The sequence below is a fragment of the Curtobacterium sp. MCLR17_059 genome (assembly GCF_003234665.1).
Lineage (GTDB): Bacteria > Actinomycetota > Actinomycetes > Actinomycetales > Microbacteriaceae > Curtobacterium > Curtobacterium flaccumfaciens.
The window spans coordinates 28,505-51,457 of the sequence record NZ_QKSU01000015.1 but is presented as its reverse complement, the minus strand read 5'-3'; the positions used below and the strand labels follow the sequence as shown (position 1 = coordinate 51,457).

Genomic DNA, 22,953 nt, shown 5'->3' with positions numbered 1-22,953 from the left:
ACCCGACCCGACCAGACGCTACGGGGTCGGCGTCGACTCCACCGTGCCGTCCGGCGGCGGCAGGATGTCCGCCGCGATCCACGGGAACACCCACTGGAACAGCACGAACACGATGGCGACGAGGAGCACGAGCAGCTCGAGCACCTTCAGGGCGGTGGGGCCGGGCAGCAGCCGCCAGACCAGGGGGAAGATCACTTGACGGTCTCCGAGAGTTCCTTCGGGGTGCCCTCGGACGCGGGCATCCAGTAGTCGAGCTTCGCGTGCGTCACGAACCGCTCCGCCGCGGACCACATCGGGTGGCAGGCGGTCAGCGTGAGCCAGCGGTCCTGGGGGGTCGGTTCCACACCCGGCTTGTTCGGCACCGGCGCGATCGTCTCGATCTTGTCGGGCGTGACGATCTGGCTGTCGGTGACCTTGTAGACGTACCAGACGTCGAACTTCGTCTTCGCGTCGGTGACCCGGACCACGACCGAGTCGCCCTTCTTGAGCTCCGCGATCTGGTTGAGGGGCTTGCCGTAGGTGACCCGGTGTCCGGCGACGGCGAAGTTGCCGGGTGCGCCGGGCATCGCGGTGTCCTGGTAGTGGCCGAGCCCGATGGTGTTGAGGACCTTCTCACGATCCGTGCCCTCGCCGATCGGCCGGTTGTAGTCCTTGCCGAACCGGGGGATCTGCATCGTGCCGAAGACGTCCGACAACCCCGGCGGTTCGTCCAGCACGGGTGCGGTGCCGCGGTGCTCGGTGCCCTCGACCTTCGGGGTCTTGACCTGGTCGAGGCCCTGCACGAGCTTCGTCTGCTCGTTCACGGCGACCACGTCGGTCCACCACGCCGTCCACACGACGTACAGGCCGGTGCCGGCGCCCGCGATGATGAGCAACTCGGCGACGAGCGACACGATCGCGCCGCCGACCGTCTGCCGTCTGCGCGGGGAACGCCGGGACCGCGAACCGGCTTCGTCGTCCCGTGCGCTGCGGCGCGACGGGAGGGTGTCGTGTGCGGTCACGGGGCTCCTGATCGGCTGGGTGGTCGGACAGGTCTATCAGATCACGGCGACAGGCCGGTGACGACGTTCTCCCCACCCCCGTTAACGTGGGGGCATGGAGTACCGGATCCGCCCCTTCCGCACCGAGGACACCGACGCGGTCGTCGCCCTGTGGGAAACGTGCGGCCTCGTCCGACCCTGGAACGACCCCCGACGTGACATCGCCCGCAAGCTGACCGTCCAGCCCGAGCTCTTCCTGGTCGCCGAGCCCCAGGCCGACGACACCGGTACCGACGACACCGACACCGACACCGACGCCGGCGTCGTCGCCGCGGGCATGGCCGGCTTCGACGGGCACCGCGGCTGGGTGAACTACCTCGCCGTGCGCCCCGACCTGCAGGGCTCCGGCGTCGGTCGCACCCTGATGGCCGAGTTCGAGCGGCTCCTGGCCGACCTCGGCTGCCCGAAGCTCAACCTGCAGGTGCGTGCCGGCAACGAGCAGGTGCTCGGGTTCTACGCGTCCCTCGGCTACACCGACGACCGCACGGTCTCGCTCGGCAAGCGCCTCATCCCCGACGCCTGACCGCGCCCGCCGTCGCACCGTGCGGGTTCGCTCATCCGGTGCGGCGTTGGCGGCTCGGTGCGGTGCTGCAAGTCCGCACCGGGCGGTCAACCTCGCACGGTTCGAACGACTCGGCACCGTGCCCGGCCCCGCCCGGCCCCGCCCGACCCCGCCGCGACCCGCGCGCTACGCCAACGCCAGCGCCACCGACGCGACGAACGCCAGCACGATGCCGATCCACTGCTGCGCGGTCAAGCGTTCCCGCAGCACGACCCCGGCCAGCACCACCGTCCCGATCGGGTAGAGCGCGTTGAGCACACTCACGACGGGCAGGGTCGCCGGGTCGTCGCTGCTGTGCAGCCCCGCCTGGATGAACACGTTCGCCATCGCGTCGAAGACGCCGCACACGGCGACGATGACCAGCAGCCGCGGACCCCATGCGCCACCCGGCCGAGGCTCGCGGACGGCGGCAGCCCCGTCGGGGCGGGCCGACGTCGCGGCGGACACCGGGCCTCCCGTCCGGAGCACGACGACGATCGCCGCCGCACCCAGCAGCACCGCCTGCAGCACCCGCGCGACCACGAGGGGCGCGATGCCGGAGTCGGACGGCGTCATGTCGTAGGCCAGCACGATCCCGCCGAAGCCGCACCCGGCGACGGCGGCGGCGACCACGCCCCGGGCGGTGAGCCGCGCGCCCGAGGGGTCCCGGACCACCGCGACCAGGACCACCGCGACGACCGCGACCACGAGCGCGCCGGTCGCCACGGGCGACAGCACCGTGCCGCGGAACACCGCGACGAGCACCGGCACGACGGCCGCGAAGACGGCGGTGACGGGGGAGAGCACGCTCATCGGTCCGATCGCGAGTGCGGCGTAGAGCAGCAGCACCCCGACACCGCCGGAGAGCCCGGCCACTGCACCCCAGACCGCGGCCGGCCACGAGAACACGCCACCCAGGACCACCAGTCCGACGAGCAGCGGCAGGATCCCGATCGCGGCGGCCACCGCCGTGACGACGATCGGGCGGACCCGGCGCGAGGCGAGTCCGCCCAGGAAGTCGGCGAACCCGTAGACGATCGCGCCGGACAGGCCGAACAGGACGGTGAGCACGGCTCCCATCCTGCCCGGCCCGGTACCCTGCGGTGCGTGAGTGTTCCCTACCAGCGCCTGCCCCGGATCGACGGACGGTGGAGGTGGTGGCGGCCGCTCGTCGCCCTCGCGTTCCTGGCGGGGTGGTACCTCGTGTCGCAGATCGTCATCGCGGTCGCGTACTTCGTGCCGATCGGCGCAACGCAGGGGCCGCAAGCCCTGATCGACCTGCAGAACGACCTGGCCGGTGGCGCGCTCGACCCCACCGACCCGCTGATCCTGTCGCTGTCGCTGGTGTCGCTCGTGGTCCTGCTGCCGGGCATCCTGCTCGCCGTCAAGATCGCCAGGATCGGACCGGCCGGCATCCTGTCGTCGACGCGGTTCCGGGTCCGGTGGGCCTGGACTGCCTGGTGCCTGCTGCCGACGCTCGTCATCGCGGCGTTCATGTTCGTCTGGCAGACCGGTCTGTTCTGGGACGGCGGGATGATCACGACCGACGGCGGCTTCGCCTGGAACCACGACGCGATCGGCCAGTCGACGGTCTCCCTCGGCACCCTCACCCTGACGATCGTCCTCGTCGTCCTGCTCGTCCCGTTCCAGGGCGCTGCCGAGGAGTACATCTTCCGCGGCTTCCTCATGCAGACCGTCGCGTCGTGGATCCCGCGTCGCGTCGGCACGATCATCGCCGTGGCGGTCTCGACGGTCGTCTTCGCGGTGCTGCACATCCCGAACGGCTACAACGTCTGGGGCATCCTCGACGTCGGCTCGTTCGGCCTGATCGCGGCGATCATCGTCCTCCGGACCGGCGGGCTCGAGGCCACGGTCCTGCAGCACGCGTTCAACAACATCATGATCTTCGTGCTGCAGGCGCCCGGCTGGTCCGGGATCGACCTGACCTCGTCGGACGCGAACGGCACCTGGCAGGGGACGCTCGTCACCCTCGTCACGTCGCTCGCGTTCTGGGGCATGGTCGAGTTCCTGGCGTGGTGGCGGGGGCTGGACCGCCGGTTCGCCGGGCACGAGGCACCCCGGTTCCGCGGTGTGACCCCGGCCTGGGCGGGCGGCGTCCGCTGGACCCGGCCGGGAGGCACGGGCTGGGCGACCACGCCGGCCCGCGCGGGCGACGTGGCCGGTTCCGACCACCGTGCCGGCTCCGACACGGACGGTGCTGTGGACAGTGCGGTGGGTGTCGCCGGTCGCCCGTAGGCTCGTGGCATGAGCACCACGCCCGCGTCCGCTGCCGTGCCTGCTCCCGCCGCCGTGTCCGCACCCCGTGCCGCTGCGCTCGACGTGCTGCACCGCGTGTGGGGCTACGACGACTTCCGCGGCGAGCAGGCGGCCATCATCGACCAGGTGGTGGCCGGTGGTGACGCCCTGGTGCTCATGCCGACCGGTGGCGGCAAGTCCCTCTGCTACCAGGTGCCCTCGCTCGTCCGCGACGGCGTCGGGGTCGTGGTGTCGCCGCTCATCGCCCTCATGCAGGACCAGGTCGACGCCCTGGCTGCGAACGGCGTGCGGGCCGCGTTCCTCAACTCCACGCAGGGCCCCGACGAACGGTCCCGGGTCGAGCGGGCGGTCGTGCAGGGCGAGGTCGACATGCTCTACCTCGCGCCCGAGCGGCTCCGGCTCGAGTCCACCCGTGCGCTCCTCGACCGGGCGCGCGTCTCGCTGTTCGCCATCGACGAGGCACACTGCGTCGCCCAGTGGGGCCACGACTTCCGACCCGACTACCTCGAGCTGAGCGTCCTGCACGAGCGGTGGCCGACGGTGCCGCGTATCGCCCTCACCGCCACCGCGACCCCGCAGACCCACCGCGAGATCTCCGCACGGCTCGGCCTCGACGACGCCGCGCACTTCGTCGCCGACTTCGACCGGCCGAACATCCAGTACCGCATCGAGCCGAAGACCGGCGCGCTGCAGCAGCTGCTCACCTTCATCCGCACGGAGCACAGCGGCGACGCCGGCATCGTGTACTGCCTGTCCCGCAACTCCGTGGAGCGCACCGCGTCCGCCCTGGCCGAGCAGGGGATCAACGCTCTGCCGTACCACGCGGGCCTCGACGCCCGGGTGCGTGCCCGCAACCAGTCGACGTTCCTGCGCGAGGACGGCGTCGTCATGGTGGCGACGATCGCGTTCGGCATGGGCATCGACAAGCCCGACGTCCGGTTCGTGGCGCACCTCGACCTGCCGAAGTCGGTCGAGGGCTACTACCAGGAGACCGGCCGTGCGGGTCGTGACGGGCTGCCGGCCACCGCGTGGCTCGCGTACGGCCTGAACGACGTCGTGCAGCAGCGGCGGATGATCGACCAGTCCGAGGGCGACGCCGCACACCGTCGGCAGCTCAGCGCCCACCTCGACGCCATGCTCAGCCTGTGCGAGACGATCGAGTGCCGCCGGGTGCGGCTGCTCGCGTACTTCGGGCAGGAGAGCACGGCGTGCGGCAACTGCGACACGTGCATCGCGCCGCCGGAGTCGTGGGACGGCACGGTCCCCGCGCAGAAGCTGCTGTCCACCGTCGTGCGGCTCGAGCGTGAGCGCCGCCAGCGGTACGGCGTCTCGCACCTCGTCGACATCCTGATCGGCAAGCGGTCTCCCCGCGTGCAGGAGCTCCAACACGACACCCTGGCGACCTTCGGCATCGGCGCCGACCTGTCCGAGGGCGAGTGGCGCGCGGTCGCACGACAGGTGCTGGCCCAGGGCTACGCGGCGGTGTCCGGCGACGGCTTCGGCACGGTCGTCCTCAGTCCCACGAGCGCCGAGGTCCTGACCGGCAAGGTGCAGGTGCGGATGCGTCGCGACCCGGTCAAGGCTCCGCGAGCCGGACGCAGCAGTCGACGGACGGTCGTCACCGACATGCCGCAGGAAGCCGTCGGCCTGTTCGAGGCCCTGCGTGCCTGGCGTGCTGCCGAAGCCCGCGAGCAGGGCGTCCCCGCGTACGTGGTGTTCAACGACGCGACGCTCCGGGGGATCTCCGCCGTCCGACCGGCCGACGTCGACCAGCTCGGCGAGATCTCCGGCGTCGGCGCGGCGAAGCTCGAGCGGTACGGGCGCGCGGTCCTCGACGTCGTCGCCGCGGCCGACTGATCCCCGACCAGCACTGCATGCCGTTCCGGGCATGTGCCCTCCGCGCGCCTCATTACACTCGGTAGCTCGTCACCACGAGGAGGTCCGGTGTCCGGTTCGACGAAGTTCGCCACCGTGCTCAGTCGCGCGGTGGTGACCCCGCTCGCCCGGTTGCTGTGGCGCCCGAAGATCATCGGTCGTCGGAACGTCCCGAAGCGTGGTGCGGTGATCCTCGCGAGCAACCACCGCTCGTTCATCGACTCGCCCGCGATCACGCTCATGGCACCGCGCAAGGTGTCGTTCCTGGCGAAGCAGGAGTACTTCACGGGTTCGGGCCTCAAGGGAGCCGTATCGCGCGCGTTCTTCGGGGGCATCGGTGCCATCGGGGTCGAGCGCGGCGCGGGTGCGGCGGCGCAGCAGGCCCTCGACCTCGGGCTGGCACGCCTGCAGGAGGGCGAGGCGTTCGCGATCTACCCGGAGGGCACACGCTCGCTCGACGGCCGGATCTACAAGGGCCGCACGGGTGTGGCGTGGCTGGCGCTGACGAGTGGCGCCCCCGTGGTGCCCGTCGCGCTCACCGGCACCGAGGACGTCCAGCCGGTCGGGTCCCGGCTGCCGAAGCTCGCCCGCGTGACGATCGAGTTCGGGCAGCCGATCGACCTGTCGTCCTTCGGCGAGGCGTCGTCCGGTCGTGCTCGGCGCCACGCGACCGATGCGGTGATGGCGGCGATCCAGGAACTCAGCGGCCAGGAGCCGGCGAACACCTACAACAACCCGCCCGCGACGATCGTGGAGCGGGTCCGTCGTGCGCTGCAGCCGGACGACCCGACCGCTGCCGCCGTCGACCCCGACTGATCGCCGCAACTGTCCGGTCACTATTGCACATCTGAAATATCGATGGTTGAATGGCGGACGTGCCGCTCGGCACGCCGCCATCGCCGGTCGCCCGAGAACGACCAGCCACGACATCCAGATCGGACCGTCCGCAGCATGTCCTCCACCCCGCTCTTCGACTCCATCGCCCAGCGTCGCGATCAGGCCGACGCTCCGCACTCCACCGTGCGCTCCACCCCGTCACCGGCGCTCGCGGTCGTGACCCCGGTGCCGACCTCGCCGATGTCCGCACCCGTCCGTCCGGGTGACTCCACGCTGGTGCCGGCCGCGCTCGTCGCCGCGATCGACGAGATCCCGGTGCGGGTGGCATCGGCCCTGGTGACCGAGGTCACGATCCGCCCCGAGCACCTCGTCCTGGTCGAGACCGTCGCCGACGCGATCACCCGCGCGGTCGTCGACGCCGTCGTGTGCGAGCTGGACCGGATCGCCCGTGACGGCGTCGTCCGCGTCTGACCGGGCCGGGCACCCCACGATGACGACCCTCGACGACGACCTGCCCCGGCGCCCACGCGGTGCCGAGCGCCGCGCCGCCGACCGACCGACCGAGCCCCCGCTGCGCCGTGCCCGGCACGCTGCACAGCCGGGGCCGCTCCGAGCCGCCGGGGTGGCGGTGCCCCCTCCCGCCACCCCGGCTTCCACCCAGCCCACACGACGCACCCGGCCTCCACAGCCCAGCCGGTCCACGCGGTCGGCCGCTCCCACGCAGCCGGCTGCCTCCACGCAGCCGGCCACTCCCACGCGCCGCCGCCCCGCGTCCTTCCGGATCCCCGCCCGGCGGACCCTTCCCGCCGCGGCGGTGACCGCCGTCACGTGCCTGTTCGTCGCGGTCGGCTCCCCGCAGACCGCCGTCGCCGCTCCGACCACTCCGGAACCCACGTCGGCACCGGCCGGCATGCAGCACTTCGTCGCCGACAGTTCGACCGGGCCGACGGCCGGCCGCGACGACTTCTCGGTCGGCCGTGCTGCCGCAGCGCTCCGGGTGCCCGGTGGCTCGGGCCCGACCGGTGGCGCCGCCCGCCCCACGGCCGGTGCGATCCCGGACGCCGGTGGCTTCGGCTCCCGCTGGGTCGTCGGCTGCGCGGCCTGCTCCTCGAACCACCAGGGGGTCGACTTCGCCGCAGCCATCGGGACCCCGGTCGTCGCCGCGCTGCCCGGTCGGGTCGTCTCGGCGGGTGTGCTCGGTGGCTACGGCAACCAGGTCCTGCTGCAGCACGCCGACGGCACCGCGACCCGGTACGGGCACCTGTCGGCGATCGACGTCCGCCCCGGCCAGGTCCTCGGCGCGGGGGAGCGCCTCGGGGCCGTCGGCAACACGGGCGTCTCGACCGGCGCCCACCTGCACTTCGAGGTCATCGTGGCCGGCACCCCGATCGACCCGGCCGCCTGGCTGCAGGCTCGCGGGCTCCTCTGACGGCGTCGGGCGTAGCGTCGGAGCGGTCGCGGCACGGTGTCGCGCCAGGACGGAGACGCACGTGCGAGTGACGGTGTTGGGGACGGGTGCGATGGGTGCTGGCGTGGCGGGATCACTGCTCCGCGACGGCCACGGGGTGACGGTCTGGAACCGCAGTGCTGACAAGGCCTCGCCCCTGAGTGACCGCGGCGCGACGGTGGCGAGCGACCCGGGCACTGCCGTCGAGCACGCCGAGGTCGTCCTGCTCACCCTGTTCGACACCGATGTGGTCGTCGACGTCCTCGAGCAGGCTGCCGGCGACGCCCCGACCGACGCCGTGTGGGTGCAGGCCTCGACGATCGGTGTCGACGGCACCGCGACGATCGTGCAGCTGGCCGAGAAGTACGGCATCACCCTCGTCGAGGCGATGATGCTCGGCACGAAGGCCCCCGCCGAACAGGGCAAGCTCACGATGCTCGCGGCCGGACCGGCGGACCTGCTCGACCGTGTCGACCCCGTGCTCGACGCGATCGGCGCGAAGACCGTCCGCGCCGGCGACCACGTCGGCGACGGCACCGCGCTCAAGCTCGCCGCGAACGCCTGGATCGCCTCGATCACCGCGGCGACCGGGCAGTCCCTGGCCCTCGCGGCGGCGCTCGGGCTCGACCCCGCGCTGTTCCTGCAGGCCATCGAGGGCAGCGCGAGTGACTCCGCCTACGCCCACACGAAGGGTGCCGCGATGATCGCCCACGAGTTCCCCGCCCAGTTCGCACTCGACGGGCTGCGGAAGGACATCGGACTCATCACCGAGGCCGCCCGGACCGCCGGGGTGTCCACCACGCTGCTCGAGGCGCTCGGGCGTATCTACGCCGATGCCAGCGCAGCCGGCCACGGGGGCGACGACATCGCCGCGGTCGGCACCGCGTTCTGACGCACGGGCACACGCACGCGCACACGCGCGGATCCGCCGACCGATCAGCCCCGACGGAACAGCCGCCGCAGGCGCTTCGTGAGCCGCCCCACGGCCTCGTCGTTCATGGTGTTGGCGAGGTCGAACGCCTCACGAGCCGGATCTGACCCGGCCTGGATCCGTCGGAGCGCGGCGTCGGCGCGAGCCCGCGAGTCGAGCTCGGCGAACGGCATGTCGTCCTCGGGGTGGTGTTCGCCGCGAGGGTCCATGCGGTCCAGGCTACGCGCGACGGAGGTGGTCCGACCCGGCGTCGAGCTCGTCCACGACGCGGACCATCTCGTCCAGGAAGTCCACGACGACGGCCATCTCGTTGCTCGGCAGGTGCTCGGTGACCTCGAGCGCGCGGGCGTCGAGCTCCTCGATGACCCGGAGCGCGTGCCGCATCGAGGTGCCGGTGGCGGTGAGGATCACGCCACGGCGGTCGTTCGGGTCGGCGTGCCGTTCGACGTGTCCGCTGCGGACGAGCCGGTCGACGAGCGCCGACGTCGACGCCGCGGTGATCTCGAGCCGCTCGGCGAGGTCCTTCGCGTTGACGGTGCGGCCGTCGTGCTCGGCGTCGATCAGGAACCGGATCGCCAGCAGGGCGTTCTCGCCGATCCCCAGTGCCTCGCGCGCTCGGCGCTGCGCAGCGCTCTCGGCCGTCCGGTACCGCCGCAGGGCGTTGAGGACGTCCACGGCGGAGACCGCGGAGTCCTCGTACCAGTACCCCGCGGTGCTGGTCATCACCTCGGACGTCATGCCCCAATGCTAGACGCTCTAGTTAGATTGTCTAGCGAGCGCGGAGACGGGACACCTGCAACACCCGTGACGCGGTTCTGTAACACCCCGGCAACGCCGGCTCGTTAGGTTCTGGACATGCAGGAGCAGCCGTGCTGAGCCGCCTCGCGGGGAACGTCTTTCACGTGGGGAGCGCGGTGGAGCGCACCGACGTCGTCGCACGCTTGCTCGACGTCTACGTCGCGCGTCGCGAACCGGGCACCCTCGACGACGACCGGCTCGTGTCCACCGAGCTCCGCAGCGTCATCGGGACCACCGGCCCCGCGAACGACCCGGACCGTGCCGCCACCGTCGACGCCCTCGCACTCGACCGGCACGAACCCGCGTCCATCGCCGCCGCGGTCGCCGTCGCCCGCGACCACGCACGCCGCGCCCGCGAGGTCGTCTCGAGCGAGCTCTGGGACTGCCTCGACGTCACGCGGTCGCGGATGCCCCGGAAGATCGCCCCCGACCGGGCGCACGAGTTCCTCGGCTGGGTGCGGGAGCGCAGTGCCCTCGCCATCGGGGTGGTCGAGGGGGATGCCAGCCGTGACGAGGTGTGGGAGTTCTTCACCCTCGGGCGCTCGCTCACCCGCTGCGCCTCCACCGCACGGCTGCTGGCGTCGCGGCTGCTCGAGCCGGACGCGGTCACCTCGTGGACGGCGGCGCTCCGGGCGTGCGGCGCGGGCGAGGCCTTCCTGCGCGGCCGTGACCACGCCCCGGTGCCGTCCGACGCCGCCGCCTTCCTGCTCCTCGACGCGCACAGCCCGCGGTCGTTGCGCTTCACCGTGCACCGAGCGGCCGAGTGCCTGGCCGACGTCGCCCCGTCCTGCGTCGCGGACGAGGTCGCCGGGTTCGACGAGGTCCGCGTCCTGCTCGACGGCATCCCGGAGGAGTCGGCGCTCGCGGTGGCGGGTGACGTCGGGCAACGGCTGGCGGTGGCTGCCGACCGCGTCGCCGCGGCCCTCGACGAGCGCGTCTTCGCGTCGTCCGCGCCCGTGCTCTGAGCCCGCCCGGCGCGCGTGTCCGGTGCCGGGTCGGCGCGGGTGTGGCGGGACCGGGCCGGTGCGCGCGTCGTGACTGCCGCCGTGGGCCCGGGTGGCGCCGGACGGGAGGCCCGTGGCGGCGCCGGTGCGGGCCTCCCGTCCGACGGTCGGTGCGTCACGGGCCGTCGGCCGACGGGCAGGGCGACCCGCCGGTCCGTCAGACGGCGCTGGAGCGGTCGGCGAGCGTCTCGTCGCGTTCCAGCTCGCGGCGGAGCGCCGCGCGCGAGCCGACCACCGGCACGGCGTGCGTGATCGCCAGGTGCAGCCGCGAGTCGGCGTCGTAGCGCAGCCGGACCCGCTGGTACCGGACGAGCCAGACGAGCGCGATCCCGAGCGCCACGAAGCCCGAGGCCGCGCCGACGACGATCGCCCAGCGTGGGCCGAAGGCGTCGGCGACGGCACCGACGAGCGGGGCGCCGATGGGGGTGCCGCCCGCGAAGATCGCCATGTAGAGCGCCATCACGCGGCCGCGCATCGCGGGCTTCGTCGTGGTCTGCACCAGGGCGTTCGCGGTGGTCATGAAGGTCAGGGACGCGAGTCCGACGAACACCAGCACGATCGCGAAGGTCCAGTACGTCGGGGCGAGGGCGGCGGCGGTGCACGCGAGCCCGAACCCGCCGGCGGCGAGCACGAGGGTGCGCATCCGCGGCTTGTCCCGTCGGGCGGACAGCAGCGCACCGAGCACCGAGCCGACCGCCATCACCGAGTTGAGCAGCCCGAACTCGCCGGCGCCCTGGTGGAACTCGACCCGCGCCATCGTCGAGGTGAAGATCGGGAAGTTCACGCCGAACGTGCCGACGACGAAGATCATGCAGAGCACGACGACGATGTCCGGCCGGGTGCGGACGTACCGGAAGCCGGCGACGATCTGCCCCTTGCCGCGGCCCGCCCGGACCCGTTCGGCGAGCTGGGCGGGGTCGACGAACCGGAGTGCGAGCAGGACGGCCAGGAACGACCCGGCGTTGATGACGAACACCCATCCGGAGCCGATCGCCGCGATGAGCACACCGGCGACCGCGGGGCCGATCAGGCGTGCGGCGTTGAACGACGCGGAGTTCAGGGCGACGGCGTTCGAGACGTCCTCGCCCTGCACGACGTCGGAGACGAAGGCCTGCCGGATCGGGGCGTCGAACGCGGCGACGATGCCGAGTGCCAGGGCGAAGCCGTACAGCGCGAGCAGGGTGGCGGTGTGCGTGAGGACCATGACGCCGAGTCCCAGCCCGAGCAGCCCCATCAGGCCCTGGGTGAGCATGAGCATCTTCCGGCGGTCGAACCGGTCGGCGGCGAGCCCGGTGAGTGGCAGGAGCAGCAGCTGGGGGCCGAACTGCAGGGCCATCGTGATGCCGACCGCGACGGCGTTGTTGTCGGAGAGCTGGGTCAGCACGATCCAGTCTTGGGCGGTGCGCTGCATCCAGGTGCCGACGTTCGACACCAGGGCCCCGGCGAACCAGATGCGGTAGTTGCGTCCGGCGAGGGAGCGGAACATGGCGGTCACTGCTGGGCCAGCCTCCTCATGATCTCGGTGGCGTCGGCGAGGGTGCCCCGCTCGTCGGCGGTGAGTGCTGCGAGCCGCGGGGAGAGCCAGCCGTCGCGGCGGCGTCGGGTCTCCTCGACGAAGGCGGCTCCGGCGGGCGTCGCGCCGAGCAGCACCTTGCGGCGGTCGTCGCCGTGCCCGCACTTGGACACCAGGCCCCGCTCGACCAGCACCGCGATGGTCTTCGTCATCGAGGGCGGGGTGACGCCGTCCTGTCGGCTCAGGTCGGCCAGGGTCATGGCGCCGTCGCGGTGCAGTCGGGCGAGGGCGGAGAACTGCGCGTCCGTGACGCTCGAGTCGGCCTTCTGGGCACGGAGGGTGCGGGACAGCCGGTTCACCGCGATGCGGAGGTCGGTGGCGTCGGTCATCGGTCGTTAGCCTATCTCATTAGTTCAGCGAACGAACTTCAATTCGGGTGTACCGTGGTTGTAGACAACACGTGTTGCCGAGAGAGAAGGAGAACATGTCCGAGTTCGAGGGCAAGGTCGCCGTCGTCACCGGTGGTGGCAGCGGCATCGGTGAGTCGGTCGCGAAGGAGCTCGCCGCGGCGGGCGCCACGGTGGTCGTCGCCGACATCAACCTGGCGGGCGCCGAGCGCGTCGCCGCGTCGATCGTGGAGGCCGGTGGCACCGCCCGCGCGTTCGAGGCCAACTCCGCGGTCGCCGCGGACAACGAGCGCATGGTGCAGTTCGCGGTCGACACGTTCGGCGCGCTGCACCTGGCCGTGAACAACGCCGGCATCGGCGCAGCACCGCAGCCGATCGGCGAGTACGACATCGCCGCCTGGGACCGCGTCCGTGCAGTCGACCTGGACGGCGTCTTCTACGGGCTGCGCTACGAGATCCCCGCGATGGTGGCCGCCGGTGGTGGTGCGATCGTGAACATGGCGTCGGTGCTCGGCACGGTCGGCATGGCGCAGAACGCGGCCTACGTCGCCTCGAAGCACGCGCTCGCCGGACTGACCAAGGTCGCCGCGCTCGAGTACTCGTCGCAGGGCGTCCGCACGAACGCCGTGGGCCCCGGGTTCATCGACACCCCGCTGCTCCGGAAGTCGCTCTCGCCCGAGGCCATCGCGGCGCTCGAGGACGAGCACGCCTCGAAGCGGCTCGGCACCGACGCCGAGGTCGCCGCGCTCGTGCTGTTCCTGCTGAGCGACAAGGCCTCGTTCATCACTGGCAGCTACCACCTGGTGGACGGCGGCTACTCCGCGCACTGACGGGTCCGGTGCACCTGGTCGTTCCGGGCGTACCTGGTCGAAACGGGCGTACCTGGTCGGTTCTTCCGACCAGGTACGCCCGTTTCCGCTTTCCAGCGCGGGTGCGATGGGAAGGAACGTCGGACGGGAGGCCCGCCCAGCGTTCGCCGGTCGGCTCGCGCTGGGCGGGCCTCCCGGCCTTCAGCGCCGCGCGTCCGTCAGGATCGCGTCGTTCGGGAGCAGGGCGTGCACGCCCCACGTGCGGTTCGCGACCTGCGTGATGCGCATGCTCACCGCCACGCTCGCCATCGCGAGGGCCTCGGCGCGGCCGATCCCGTGCAGCCCGGCGATCCAGTCGACCATCCGGTCGAGCGCCGTGGCCGTCGCGACGTTGAGGTCGGCGTCGAAGCCGAAGGTGATGCGTCCGGCGGGGGTGTCGGCGTGCACGCCCTCGACCGGGGCCGCATCGAGGAGCGTCAGGGTCATCGTCGTCGTCATGCCGCACTCGACCGCCGTGCCGGAGACCTCGCCGTCGCCCTGCGCCGCGTGCCCGTCGCCGACGTGGAGCAGGGCGTCCGGCACCGTCACGGGCAGGTACAGGGTGGAGCCGGCGATCAACTCGCGGCAGTCGACGTTGCCGCCGCCGACCGTGCGGGGCGGGATCGTGGAGTGTTCGCCGGTGGGCTCGGGTGGGACGCCGACGACGCCGAGGAACGGTGCCGTCCGCACCCCGAGGCCGAGCTGGTTCACGGCGACTCCGGCGGACACGTCGACGTCCCAGAGGAGCGGGCCGCGCGATGCCGGATCGGTCAGGCCGAGTGCGCGGTTCACCGGGGAGTCGACCCCGCCCGAGGCCGTGTAGCCCCAGTCGTCGGGCACGAGGTCGTCGAAGTGCACCGCCAGGACCATCCCCGGACGTGCTCCCGCGACGGCGATCGGCCCGACCAGGCAGTGGCCCCGGCGCGGGTCGATCAGGGTCGGGGCGTCCAGGCCCGGGCCCGGCTGGCGTTCCGTGTAGCCCGCGGCGCTCAGGGTGCGGACGGTCACCGTGTCGCCCGGGTCCACGGTCAGGACCGGCTGGCGTTCTGCGGTGAAGACGTCGACGGCGGAGTGGACCGTGGCGTCGAGGTGGTGGTGGGTGGTCACCCGTCGATCATCCCAGGCGGGTGGGGTGCGGGGCGGTTCCGGGCGTACCTGGTCGGATCGGGCGTACCTGGTCGGATCGGGCATGCCTGGTCGGAACGGGCGTACCTGGTCAGAAGTTCTGACCAGGTACGCCCGATTCCACAAGCCATCGCGGGTGTTCTGGGAAGGAACGTCCTCAGTGGAACTGGGGGATCGTCAACCAGATGCCCGCCAGCACCGCGGCGATGCACAGCGCGAAGCACAGCACGGCTCCCGCCAGTGCCGCCGGCGGGGTGTGCCCGGAGCGCGGGGTCTCGTCGGAGTACTGCGTGCGCTCGCCGCCCGCGTCGTCCGGCTGCCCCGTGCCGAGCAGCCGCAGGCCGAGCGTGTACACGAGCACCAGGCCCACGGCGGCCACGAAGCCGACGCCGGCGACCGTGCCGATCGCGGTGAAGTCGATGTCCATCGTCGTTCCCCTCAGTTCGTCGCGCCGGTCGGCTGCGGCTCGGCCTGCTCGGCCGGCCCGGACTCGGTGGTGATGTCCTCGTGCGAGATCGGCTTGCGCTTGGCGAGGACGTAGAACGTGAGCCCGCCGGCGAGGGCGAGGACCGCGACGAGCACCAGCCCGAAGGCCGAGGTCGACGCGAGCCAGGTCGCGAGCGCCCCGACCACCGCAGCGGCCGGCAACGTGATGACCCACGCGATGACGATGCGGCCGACGACCGACCAGTGCACGTCGGCGAGCTTCTTGCCGAGGCCCGAGCCGACGACCGCGCCGCTCGTCACGTGGGTCGTCGAGAGCGCGAAGCCCAGGTGCGACGAGATGAGGATCGTCGCCGCGGAGCTCGTCTCGGCGGCGAAGCCCTGCGGCGACTGCACGTCGGAGATCTTCTTGCCGACCGTCTGCATGATCCGCCAGCCGCCCATGTACGTGCCGAGGCCGATCGCGAGCCCACAGGCCAGGATCACCCAGAGCGCCGGACCGGTGCCGGCGGCCTGGTAGTTCGCGGCGATGAGGGTCAGCGTGATGACGCCCATCGTCTTCTGCGCGTCGTTCGTGCCGTGCGCGAGCGACACCAGCGACGCCGAGATCGTCTGCCCGTGCCGGAACCCCGTCGCCGCACCGTGCGTCGTCGCGTTCTTCGTGAGCACGTACGCCAGGTACGTCGCGACCAGGGCGATCACCCCGGCGATGACCGGGGAGAGCAGCGCCGGCAGCACGACCTTCGACACCACCGTCGCCCAGCTGATCGAGTTCAGCCCCGCCCCGATGATCGAGGCGCCGATGAGCCCGCCGAACAGCGCATGGGTGGACGAGGACGGCAGCCCGAGGTACCAGGTGGCCAGGTTCCAGAGCACCGCGCCGACGAGCCCCGCGAAGATCATCGTGGGGGAGATGTGGATGCCGTCCTGCCCCTCGCGGATGATGCCCTGCGAGACGGTCTTGGCGACCTCGGTGGACAGGAACGCGCCGACCACGTTGAGCACGGCGGAGATGAGCACGGCGGTCCGGGGCTTGAGCGCTCCCGTGGCGACCGACGTGGCCATGGCGTTCGCGGTGTCGTGGAAGCCGTTCGTGAAGTCGAACACGAGGGCCACGACGATCACCAGCGTGACGATGACGATGACGTCCATGCGCAGGACGCTAGGCCCGCCTGGAACCCCCTGCGTGAACGCCGGGTGAACAGGTCCGTGATGGAGCGCGTCTGCGAGGATGGCAGTGTCTGGAAGGATGCGGGTGTGCCGACTTTCTCCGCCGCTCGCGGCGACGCCTCGTTCACCGACGCCCACGGCGTCGAGATCGTCTACTCGACCTGGCGTGCGGCGCGGCCGAAGGGTGTCGTGCAGATCGCGCACGGGGTCGGGGAGCACGGGCTCCGGTACGAACCGCTCGCGCAGGACCTGGTGCGCGCCGGCTACACCGTGCACGCCAACGACCACCGCGGGCACGGTCGCACCGGCCTGACCCAGTGGGACGGCGACCACGCCAAGCTCGGTCGGCTCGGCCCCGGCGGCCTGCGCGCGGCGATCGCCGCGGTGGAGCAGATGAGCGCGGTCGCGCGTGCCGACGAACCCGGGCTGCCGCTCGTGCTGCTCGGGCACTCGTGGGGGTCACTCATGGCGCAGCGGATCGTGAACACCTCGTCGGACCGCTACGACGGCGTCGTCCTGTCCGCGAGCGCCTACCGGCTGCCCGGCTGGATGAACAGCGGCGACCTCAACGCCCGGCACGCGGGGTCCGGGCCCACCAAGTACGAGTGGCTCACCCGCGACCGGAAGATCATCGACGCGATGGCGCTCGACCCCCTGGCGGTCGAGGCCGACGTCATCGGGCTGTTCGGACTCGCCGACACCCTCCGGCTGCTCGGTGTGCCGCGGCGGGGGATCCCGCACGACCTGCCGATGCTGCTGCAGGTCGGCTCCGACGACACCCTCGGGGGTCCGCGCTCGATCGAGCGTCTCGCGCAGGCGTACCGCCGACGCGGACGGCTGTCCGACGTGACCGTGCAGGTGTACGAGGGCGCGCGGCACGAGGTCTACAACGAGACCAACCGCGCCGAGGTCATCGGCGACCTGGTCGCGTGGCTCGACCGGGTGACGACGCGCTGACGGCGCTCGCCGCGTCCTGCGACGCGACCGGCGACGGACTGGAGGACCGTGGCGGCGCCGCCACGCGCCTCCAGGCCGTCACCAGGCCGGCTCACTGCCGGGCCGTCGGCCGTCCGGAATAGGGTTGCGGCATGCACGGTGAGTACAAGGTCCCCGGAGGCAAGCTGGTCGTCGTCGACCTCGAGGTCGTCGACGGCACGATCCAGCAGTTCCGCCTGGCGGGTGACTTCTTCCTGGAACCCGACGACGCGCTGCCGCTCATCGACGCGGCCGTGAACGGGCTCCCCGCCACCACCGACGCCGCGGGCATCGCCGCAGCCGTGCGGGCGGCCCTGCCGACCGACGCGGTGCTGCTCGGCTTCACGCCCGAGTCCGTCGGCGTCGCGGTGCGCCGCGCGCTGTCGCGGGCCTCGACCTGGCGCGACCACGACTGGCAGATCGTGCACGAGGGGCCGATCAGCCCGAACGAGCACCTCGCGCTCGACCAGGTGCTGACCGAAGAGGTCGGTGCCGGCCGTCGTGGGCCCACGCTGCGCATCTGGGAGTGGGACCAGCCGGCCGTCGTGATCGGCTCGTTCCAGTCGCTCAAGAACGAGGTCGACCCGGCCGGCGCCGAGAAGTACGGCGTGCAGGTGGTCCGACGCATCTCCGGCGGCGGCGCGATGTTCATGGACGCGGGTGCCGTGATCTCGTATTCGCTCTACGTGCCGTCCGACCTGGTGCAGGGCATGACCTTCGCCGACTCGTACGCGTTCCTCGACGAGTGGGTGATCGAGGCGCTCAAGTCGCTCGGCATCGAGGCGTACTACCAGCCGCTCAACGACATCACCTCGACCAAGGGCAAGATCGGCGGGGCCGCACAGAAGCGCCTCGGCACCGGGTCGCTGCTGCACCACGCCACCATGAGCTACGACATGGACGGCGAGAAGATGGTGCAGGTGCTGCGCATCGGGCGCGAGAAGATGAGCGACAAGGGCACCACCAGCGCTGCGAAGCGCGTCGACCCGCTCCGCTCGCAGACCGGGCTGTCCCGCGCCGAGATCATCGAGCGGCTGATCGGTACCTTCACCCGCCTGTACGGGGCGACCGAGGGGCACGTGACCGAGGCCGAGCGGGAGCGCGCGCAGGAGCTGGTGCGGACGAAGTTCGCGACGAAGGAGTGGCTCGAGCGGGTGCCGTGAGCCCCGTTCCGATCGACGGTGGACGCGACGGCCGGAGCTGAGGGGGGACGTCCCGGCCGCCGCTGCTTCGAGTGTGCGCCTCGACCTCATGAACCAGACGTGTGGATGATGAGAATCCCCCGCGCGGCTGATCCGCTCGCCGCGCAGCCCACGTAGCGTCGCTGCCGTGAACTGGTTGATCTTCCTGGGGGCGGTGGCCGCCGTGGCCGTCGTGGTGTGGATCGCCGATCGCATGGGGTGGATCGACCTGTCGAACAAGTCCCAGCGCAGCGGCGGATCCGGAGGCATGGGCGGGATGCTGGACGAGGTGTTCGCACCGACCCGGCACGAGACGCAAGCCGAGTACGAACGGCAGGCGCGCCTGCCGAAACAGGCCCCGTCACCGGCGGACCACGACCACGATCTGCTCAGCGGCAGCGTGCTCATCCGGGTGCCGGCGGTGCGGAGCGCCGGGCGGCACGAGGCCCGCGCGGGGACGCACGACCGGTCGTACTGAGCTGACGGGCGCCGCGCTCGTCTGGGGGTCGCCCGCGTCAGCGCGTCGTGAGCTCCTGGTAGTCCGGGTGCCGCTCGATCCACGCGTGCACGTAGCTGCACTGCGCGACGACCCGGCGTGACGAACTCGCACGCACGTCGTCGAGGGCGTGCTGCACCAGGATCGACGCGTGCCCACCACCGCGGTGCTCGGGATCGACCTCGGTGTGCACGAAGCGGATCTCGTCGCCGTCGATCTCGTACGCCGCGAGGCCGATGACCTCGCCGTCCTCGATCAGGGAGTACTGCTGCTTGTCGGTGTCGTTGCGGACCTCGGGTGCTGCTGCCATGCACTCGACCGTACGCCGGGGCCTGAGCGCGCGCTCTGTGCTGCACGCTGGCTCCGTGCACTGCGCGGTGCGGTGCGCGTCGAGCGTGCTCGCTCGGTGCGCGACAATGGGTCCGTGCGCAGGGGAGACGACCGAGGCCCGGACCGCGTCGTCCTCGGCGACGCCCTCGACGTGGTCCCCGCCTACCCGGACGGCTCCTTCACGCTGGTGTACCTGGACCCGCCGTTCAACACCGGCCGGTACCAGCGTCGGCACGCGACCTCTGCCGTGCCGAAGGCCGACGGTCCCGTGATGGGGTTCCACGGCCGGACCTACGAGCGGGTGCGCGGCGACCTGATGCGCTTCGACGACCGGTTCGAGGACTACTGGTCGTTCCTCGAACCCCGACTCATCGAGGCCTGGCGGCTGCTCGCCACCGACGGCACGCTGTACCTGCACCTCGACTACCGCGAGTCGCACTACGCCAAGGTGCTGCTCGACGCGCTGTTCGGCCGCGAGTCGTTCCTGAACGAGATCGTGTGGGCCTACGACTTCGGCGCCAAGTCCAAGACGCGCTGGCCGACCAAGCACGACACGATCCTGGTCTACGTGAAGGACCCGTCGCGGTACTGGTTCGACTCCGAGGCCGTCGACCGCGAGCCGTACATGGCGCCGGGGCTCGTCACGCCCGAGAAGCGCGAGCGCGGCAAGCTGCCCACCGACGTCTGGTGGCACACGATCGTGTCGCCGACCGGCCGCGAGAAGACCGGCTACCCCACGCAGAAGCCCGAGGGGGTGCTGCGGCGGATCGTGCAGGCGTCCTCACGCGAGGGGGACTGGGTGCTCGACTTCTTCGCGGGCAGCGGGACCACGGGCGCCGTGGCGCAGGCGCTGGGGCGGCGGTACGTGCTGGTGGACGACAACCCGGCGGCGATCGACGTGATGCGGAAGCGGTTGCCGGGGGCGTCGTTCGAGGTTGCTGCGGCCGGGGCGGGGTCGGCCGTCTGAGGCGGCGGGGTCTGCGACGATCCACGAGTCGTTCGACGCGTGGATCGTCGGAACATGCACACGCCCGAGCGACGATGTCGACGTCGTACGACGTCGACGGTGTCGCTCCCGCGCGGCCGCAACAGTTGCAGACGCGCAGATGCGACGAGGTCGCTGTCGTCCGACAGCGACCTCGTCGTTCGGCATCAGCGAGCGAGCGCCCGCGCCGACTACTCCGCCGAGTGCCGCCCGTGTGTGTGCGCGTCGTCAGCATCCGGCCGGGAGGCCCGGCTCGCCTCCGCCGCGTCCGCTCCGGCCCCGTGGGTATCCGGCTCCACGACCGGGGCAGCGTGGGCAGCCCGGGTCCGGATGGCACCGGTCGTCGTCGGGGGCTCGTCGACCGGCGCAGCCGCCGAGTGCGCACCATGCGTCGTGGCGTTCGGCAGCGGCGCACGGGTTTCGTCGACCCCGTGCGGCAGCACCGAGACGTCCGACGCCCCGGCGGCGCGGGCAGACCGAGGCTGCACGTCCGGCGAGGTCGGCACGTCGGGCGAGGTCGGCACGCCGGCAGAGGCAGACGCCGACCCCGTCGGCACCGGACCAGCCCCAGGTGCGGCGGCGGCAGCGGCTGCAGCGGCGCTCCCGTCCGACCCCGCTCCGGCAGCGGTGCGTGCGGCATCGGCCTGCTCCTGCAGCGCCGAGGTCTTGCGGAGCGGCGGCACCCGGAAGAACCACGTCAGCACGAACGCGAGCAGGATCACCGCGAGGCCGACGTAGTAGACGCGGACGGCCGAGTCGCTGAACCCGACCAGGAACGGACGGCTCAGCCGGGGGTCCGCCCCGTTCAGGAACGACGTATCGCTCGTCGCCGAGTCGGTGGACGAGCTCGCGGCCGAGTCACCGCTCTTCAGCTGCTTGATGAGCGTCGGGGCGACCTGGTCGACGACGTTCTCCCGCTGAGCCTTGTCCGAGTAGTCGATCTGCAGCGTGCCGTCGACGACCGAGGCGTTCGCCTTCGTGGCCGCCGTCTCGAGCGCCTGCTGCTCGGCTGCGGGCTTCGCGTCGTCGACCTGCTGGGCGATGATCGTGTCCGCTGCGGCGGCGGGGACCGTGCCCGCGGCGACCTGCCGCTGCACGGCTGCGGTCACCTGCTTGGTCACGGCAGCGTCGGCAGCCTGCTTCGCCTGGGCGGTGCCCTGGTCGAGACCGTCCTGCACGTTCTTCTGCACCGGGTCGACGATCTTCGTCCAGATCTCGTCCATCACGCCCTGGTTCTTCGACGCGTTCGCGACCGAGGGCGTCATCGCGGCGTTGAGCGCGCTCTTCAGGTCGGACTCGTTCTGCATCGCGGCGCTGATGTTCGTCGGCATCAGGGTGAAGAGCACGGAGAGCAGGACGGCGGTACCCATGGTGCCGCCGATCTGGCGGAAGAACGTCGCGGCGCTCGTGGCGACGCCGATGTCCCGCGGCGAGACCGAGTTCTGCGCGGCCAGGGTCAGCGTCTGCATGAGCTGTCCGAGTCCGAGCCCGATGCCGAACATGCCGAGCATCAGGAACCACAGGGGTCGGTCGGCGGTCAGGAACGTCAGGACCGTGAATCCGATCGCCGTGAACGCCGTTCCGGTGATCGGGAAGATCTGGTAGTTGCCGGTGCGGGAGATGATCTGACCCGAGGCGATCGACGAGATCATCAGGCCGAGCACCATCGGCAGCATGGCGAAGCCGGACTCGGTCGGGGTCACGCCCTTGACGATCTGCAGGTAGAGCGGGATCGTCAGCATCGCGCCGAACATGCCGAAGCCGACGAGCACCGACAGGATCGCGGACATCGAGAACACCCGCGATCCGAAGAGCTTCATCGGCAGGATCGCGTCGTCGCCCATGGCCCGCTCGACGATGATGAACGCGATCAGGCCGAGGGCACCGATGGCGTAGCAGGCGAAGGCGGCGGGGGAGTCCCAGCCCCACTCGCGGCCCTGCTCGGCGATGAGCAGCAGCGGCACGAGCGTGACGATGACGAGCGTCGCGCCCCACCAGTCGATGCGGGGCTTGCCGCGGTCGCCGAACTTCGGCAGGTGCAGGAACGTCAGCACCATGAACAGGGCGATGATGCCGATCGGCACGTTGATCAGGAACACCCAGCGCCAGCCGGCGATGAACAGCAGCTGGTCCGCGCCGGCGAAGACGCCACCGACGAGCGGGCCGATGACGGACGAGATGCCGAAGACCGCCAGGAAGTAGCCCTGGTACTTCGCCCGCTCGCGTGGGGCGAGCATGTCGCCCATGATCGCCAGCGGCAGGGACATCAGGCCACCGGCACCCAGGCCCTGCAGCGCGCGGAACCCGGCGAGCATGAGCATCGAGGTGGAGAACGACGCCGCGAACGAGCCGACGATGAAGATGCCGATCGCGGTGATGAAGAGCGGCCGGCGACCGAAGATGTCGGAGAGCTTGCCGTAGATCGGGGTCGTGACCGTCGACGCGATGAGGTACCCGGTGGTGACCCAGGCCTGCTGGTCGAGCCCGTGCAGGTCGTCACCGATGGTGCGGATCGCGGTGCCGACGATCGTCTGGTCGAGGGCGCCGAGGAACATGCCGGCCATCAGGCCGTAGATCACCAACAGGATCTGTCGGTGGTTCATCACGACGTTGGACGCCGTGGTGGGGGCCGCGGGGGCGGTCGCCGTCTGGGTCATGAGCAGGGTCTCCCGGGGTACCGATGCGCTGGCAGAACGATTTTTGCGCTGCCTGCAAAGTTACAACTGCCG

Annotated in this window: 25 protein-coding genes; 13 read left to right on the top strand and 12 right to left on the bottom strand. The window is 71.6% G+C overall.

From position 1 onward, the window contains the following. Positions 1-18: 18 nt before the first annotated feature. Positions 19-195, bottom strand: coding sequence for a hypothetical protein (locus DEJ12_RS18145; protein WP_156463787.1), 177 nt, complete (start codon positions 193-195; stop codon positions 19-21). Continuing rightward, entirely contained in the window at positions 192-1,001 is an 810-nt protein-coding gene (locus DEJ12_RS16605; protein WP_258370630.1) for a class E sortase, read from the bottom strand. The genes DEJ12_RS18145 and DEJ12_RS16605 overlap by 4 nt, the downstream gene beginning before the upstream one ends. A gap of 94 nt (positions 1,002-1,095) precedes the next feature. Between DEJ12_RS16605 and DEJ12_RS16600 the strand changes: the two genes are divergently transcribed. After that, the gene (locus DEJ12_RS16600; RefSeq protein ID WP_111030852.1) at positions 1,096-1,563 is read left to right on the top strand and encodes a GNAT family acetyltransferase; all 468 of its coding nucleotides are present in this window, start codon (positions 1,096-1,098) and stop codon (positions 1,561-1,563) included. A 165-nt stretch (positions 1,564-1,728) separates the two neighbouring features. Here the strand turns inward: DEJ12_RS16600 and DEJ12_RS16595 are convergent, their stop codons facing one another. After that, positions 1,729-2,652: an EamA family transporter gene (locus DEJ12_RS16595; RefSeq protein WP_111030850.1), complete on the bottom strand. Its 924-nt coding sequence runs from the start codon at positions 2,650-2,652 to the stop codon at positions 1,729-1,731. A 36-nt stretch (positions 2,653-2,688) separates the two neighbouring features. Between DEJ12_RS16595 and DEJ12_RS16590 the strand changes: the two genes are divergently transcribed. The 6 genes from DEJ12_RS16590 (at position 2,689) to DEJ12_RS16565 (ending at position 8,909) form a co-directional block, all read left to right on the top strand. Beyond that, positions 2,689-3,837, top strand: coding sequence for a CPBP family intramembrane glutamic endopeptidase (locus DEJ12_RS16590; RefSeq protein WP_111030848.1), 1,149 nt, complete (start codon positions 2,689-2,691; stop codon positions 3,835-3,837). A gap of 9 nt (positions 3,838-3,846) precedes the next feature. After that, positions 3,847-5,715, top strand: coding sequence for a DNA helicase RecQ (gene recQ, locus DEJ12_RS16585; protein ID WP_111024949.1), 1,869 nt, complete (start codon positions 3,847-3,849; stop codon positions 5,713-5,715). A gap of 87 nt (positions 5,716-5,802) precedes the next feature. Continuing rightward, entirely contained in the window at positions 5,803-6,549 is a 747-nt protein-coding gene (locus tag DEJ12_RS16580) for a 1-acyl-sn-glycerol-3-phosphate acyltransferase (protein WP_111030846.1), read from the top strand. Between the two features lie 135 nt (positions 6,550-6,684). Next, the gene (locus tag DEJ12_RS16575) at positions 6,685-7,041 is read left to right on the top strand and encodes a hypothetical protein (protein WP_111030844.1); all 357 of its coding nucleotides are present in this window, start codon (positions 6,685-6,687) and stop codon (positions 7,039-7,041) included. 343 nt (positions 7,042-7,384) lie between these two features. Continuing rightward, positions 7,385-7,999: a M23 family metallopeptidase gene (locus DEJ12_RS16570; RefSeq protein WP_111111139.1), complete on the top strand. Its 615-nt coding sequence runs from the start codon at positions 7,385-7,387 to the stop codon at positions 7,997-7,999. A 61-nt stretch (positions 8,000-8,060) separates the two neighbouring features. Continuing rightward, a complete protein-coding gene (locus tag DEJ12_RS16565) occupies positions 8,061-8,909 on the top strand; it encodes an NAD(P)-dependent oxidoreductase (RefSeq protein ID WP_258375601.1) in 849 nt (282 codons plus the stop codon). A 44-nt stretch (positions 8,910-8,953) separates the two neighbouring features. Here DEJ12_RS16565 and DEJ12_RS16560 read toward each other — a convergent pair whose 3' ends face one another. Continuing rightward, a complete protein-coding gene (locus tag DEJ12_RS16560) occupies positions 8,954-9,157 on the bottom strand; it encodes a hypothetical protein (RefSeq protein WP_027465064.1) in 204 nt (67 codons plus the stop codon). Positions 9,158-9,167: 10 nt separating this feature from the next. Next, positions 9,168-9,686: a MarR family winged helix-turn-helix transcriptional regulator gene (locus DEJ12_RS16555; protein ID WP_111030838.1), complete on the bottom strand. Its 519-nt coding sequence runs from the start codon at positions 9,684-9,686 to the stop codon at positions 9,168-9,170. Between the two features lie 131 nt (positions 9,687-9,817). On the opposite strand from DEJ12_RS16555, the gene DEJ12_RS16550 reads away from it, so the two are divergent. Continuing rightward, entirely contained in the window at positions 9,818-10,711 is an 894-nt protein-coding gene (locus DEJ12_RS16550) for an alpha-E domain-containing protein (protein ID WP_111030836.1), read from the top strand. Between the two features lie 196 nt (positions 10,712-10,907). Here the strand turns inward: DEJ12_RS16550 and DEJ12_RS16545 are convergent, their stop codons facing one another. After that, on the bottom strand, positions 10,908-12,245 hold the full coding sequence (locus DEJ12_RS16545) for an MFS transporter (RefSeq protein WP_372439462.1): 1,338 nt from the start codon (positions 12,243-12,245) through the stop codon (positions 10,908-10,910). Next, complete coding sequence (locus tag DEJ12_RS16540; protein ID WP_110864348.1) at positions 12,242-12,652, bottom strand: MarR family winged helix-turn-helix transcriptional regulator; 411 nt, start codon at positions 12,650-12,652, stop codon at positions 12,242-12,244. The genes DEJ12_RS16545 and DEJ12_RS16540 overlap by 4 nt, the downstream gene beginning before the upstream one ends. Positions 12,653-12,747: 95 nt before the next feature. On the opposite strand from DEJ12_RS16540, the gene DEJ12_RS16535 reads away from it, so the two are divergent. Beyond that, positions 12,748-13,500, top strand: a complete 753-nt coding sequence (locus DEJ12_RS16535) for an SDR family NAD(P)-dependent oxidoreductase (RefSeq protein ID WP_071406021.1) — start codon at positions 12,748-12,750, stop codon at positions 13,498-13,500. Positions 13,501-13,680: 180 nt separating this feature from the next. Here the strand turns inward: DEJ12_RS16535 and DEJ12_RS16530 are convergent, their stop codons facing one another. From DEJ12_RS16530 to DEJ12_RS16520, 3 genes are all read right to left on the bottom strand, one after another. Next, positions 13,681-14,625, bottom strand: a complete 945-nt coding sequence (locus DEJ12_RS16530) for an acetamidase/formamidase family protein (protein ID WP_111030834.1) — start codon at positions 14,623-14,625, stop codon at positions 13,681-13,683. 175 nt (positions 14,626-14,800) lie between these two features. Next, positions 14,801-15,070, bottom strand: coding sequence for a hypothetical protein (locus DEJ12_RS16525; RefSeq protein ID WP_071248265.1), 270 nt, complete (start codon positions 15,068-15,070; stop codon positions 14,801-14,803). An 11-nt stretch (positions 15,071-15,081) separates the two neighbouring features. Then, positions 15,082-16,239, bottom strand: a complete 1,158-nt coding sequence (locus tag DEJ12_RS16520; protein WP_071406018.1) for an inorganic phosphate transporter — start codon at positions 16,237-16,239, stop codon at positions 15,082-15,084. Between the two features lie 105 nt (positions 16,240-16,344). Here DEJ12_RS16520 and DEJ12_RS16515 point away from each other — a divergent pair, with 105 nt between their 5' ends. From DEJ12_RS16515 to DEJ12_RS16505, 3 genes are all read left to right on the top strand, one after another. Next, on the top strand, positions 16,345-17,214 hold the full coding sequence (locus tag DEJ12_RS16515; protein ID WP_111030832.1) for an alpha/beta hydrolase: 870 nt from the start codon (positions 16,345-16,347) through the stop codon (positions 17,212-17,214). 131 nt (positions 17,215-17,345) lie between these two features. Beyond that, positions 17,346-18,395 carry a biotin/lipoate A/B protein ligase family protein gene (locus DEJ12_RS16510; protein WP_027465073.1) on the top strand — a complete coding sequence of 350 codons (1,050 nt, stop codon included), beginning with the start codon at positions 17,346-17,348 and terminating at the stop codon, positions 18,393-18,395. 166 nt (positions 18,396-18,561) lie between these two features. Continuing rightward, on the top strand, positions 18,562-18,891 hold the full coding sequence (locus DEJ12_RS16505; RefSeq protein WP_110864355.1) for a hypothetical protein: 330 nt from the start codon (positions 18,562-18,564) through the stop codon (positions 18,889-18,891). 37 nt (positions 18,892-18,928) lie between these two features. On the opposite strand, the gene DEJ12_RS16500 is transcribed toward DEJ12_RS16505, so the two are convergent. Then, positions 18,929-19,219 (bottom strand): GNAT family N-acetyltransferase, encoded by a 291-nt coding sequence (locus tag DEJ12_RS16500; RefSeq protein WP_027465074.1) that lies wholly within the window; start codon positions 19,217-19,219, stop codon positions 18,929-18,931. 114 nt (positions 19,220-19,333) lie between these two features. On the opposite strand from DEJ12_RS16500, the gene DEJ12_RS16495 reads away from it, so the two are divergent. Then, on the top strand, positions 19,334-20,206 hold the full coding sequence (locus DEJ12_RS16495; protein ID WP_111030830.1) for a site-specific DNA-methyltransferase: 873 nt from the start codon (positions 19,334-19,336) through the stop codon (positions 20,204-20,206). Between the two features lie 209 nt (positions 20,207-20,415). On the opposite strand, the gene DEJ12_RS16490 is transcribed toward DEJ12_RS16495, so the two are convergent. Then, positions 20,416-22,881: an MDR family MFS transporter gene (locus DEJ12_RS16490; RefSeq protein ID WP_111030828.1), complete on the bottom strand. Its 2,466-nt coding sequence runs from the start codon at positions 22,879-22,881 to the stop codon at positions 20,416-20,418. Positions 22,882-22,953 lie beyond the last annotated feature (72 nt).

Excerpts from the sequence above, each read along its gene's own strand:
- DEJ12_RS16510 (WP_027465073.1), top strand. The coding sequence starts at position 17,346 with ATGCACGGTGAGTACAAGGTCCCCGGAGGCAAGCTGGTCGTCGTCGAC.
- DEJ12_RS16600 (WP_111030852.1), top strand. The coding sequence starts at position 1,096 with ATGGAGTACCGGATCCGCCCCTTCCGCACCGAGGACACCGACGCGGTC.
- DEJ12_RS16555 (WP_111030838.1), bottom strand. The coding sequence starts at position 9,686 with ATGACGTCCGAGGTGATGACCAGCACCGCGGGGTACTGGTACGAGGAC.
- DEJ12_RS16575 (WP_111030844.1), top strand. The coding sequence starts at position 6,685 with ATGTCCTCCACCCCGCTCTTCGACTCCATCGCCCAGCGTCGCGATCAG.
- DEJ12_RS16535 (WP_071406021.1), top strand. The coding sequence starts at position 12,748 with ATGTCCGAGTTCGAGGGCAAGGTCGCCGTCGTCACCGGTGGTGGCAGC.
- DEJ12_RS16525 (WP_071248265.1), bottom strand. The coding sequence starts at position 15,070 with ATGGACATCGACTTCACCGCGATCGGCACGGTCGCCGGCGTCGGCTTC.
- DEJ12_RS16560 (WP_027465064.1), bottom strand. The coding sequence starts at position 9,157 with ATGGACCCTCGCGGCGAACACCACCCCGAGGACGACATGCCGTTCGCC.
- DEJ12_RS16540 (WP_110864348.1), bottom strand. The coding sequence starts at position 12,652 with ATGACCGACGCCACCGACCTCCGCATCGCGGTGAACCGGCTGTCCCGC.
- recQ (WP_111024949.1), top strand. The coding sequence starts at position 3,847 with ATGAGCACCACGCCCGCGTCCGCTGCCGTGCCTGCTCCCGCCGCCGTG.
- DEJ12_RS16500 (WP_027465074.1), bottom strand. The coding sequence starts at position 19,219 with ATGGCAGCAGCACCCGAGGTCCGCAACGACACCGACAAGCAGCAGTAC.
- DEJ12_RS16490 (WP_111030828.1), bottom strand. The coding sequence starts at position 22,881 with ATGACCCAGACGGCGACCGCCCCCGCGGCCCCCACCACGGCGTCCAAC.
- DEJ12_RS16520 (WP_071406018.1), bottom strand. The coding sequence starts at position 16,239 with ATGGACGTCATCGTCATCGTCACGCTGGTGATCGTCGTGGCCCTCGTG.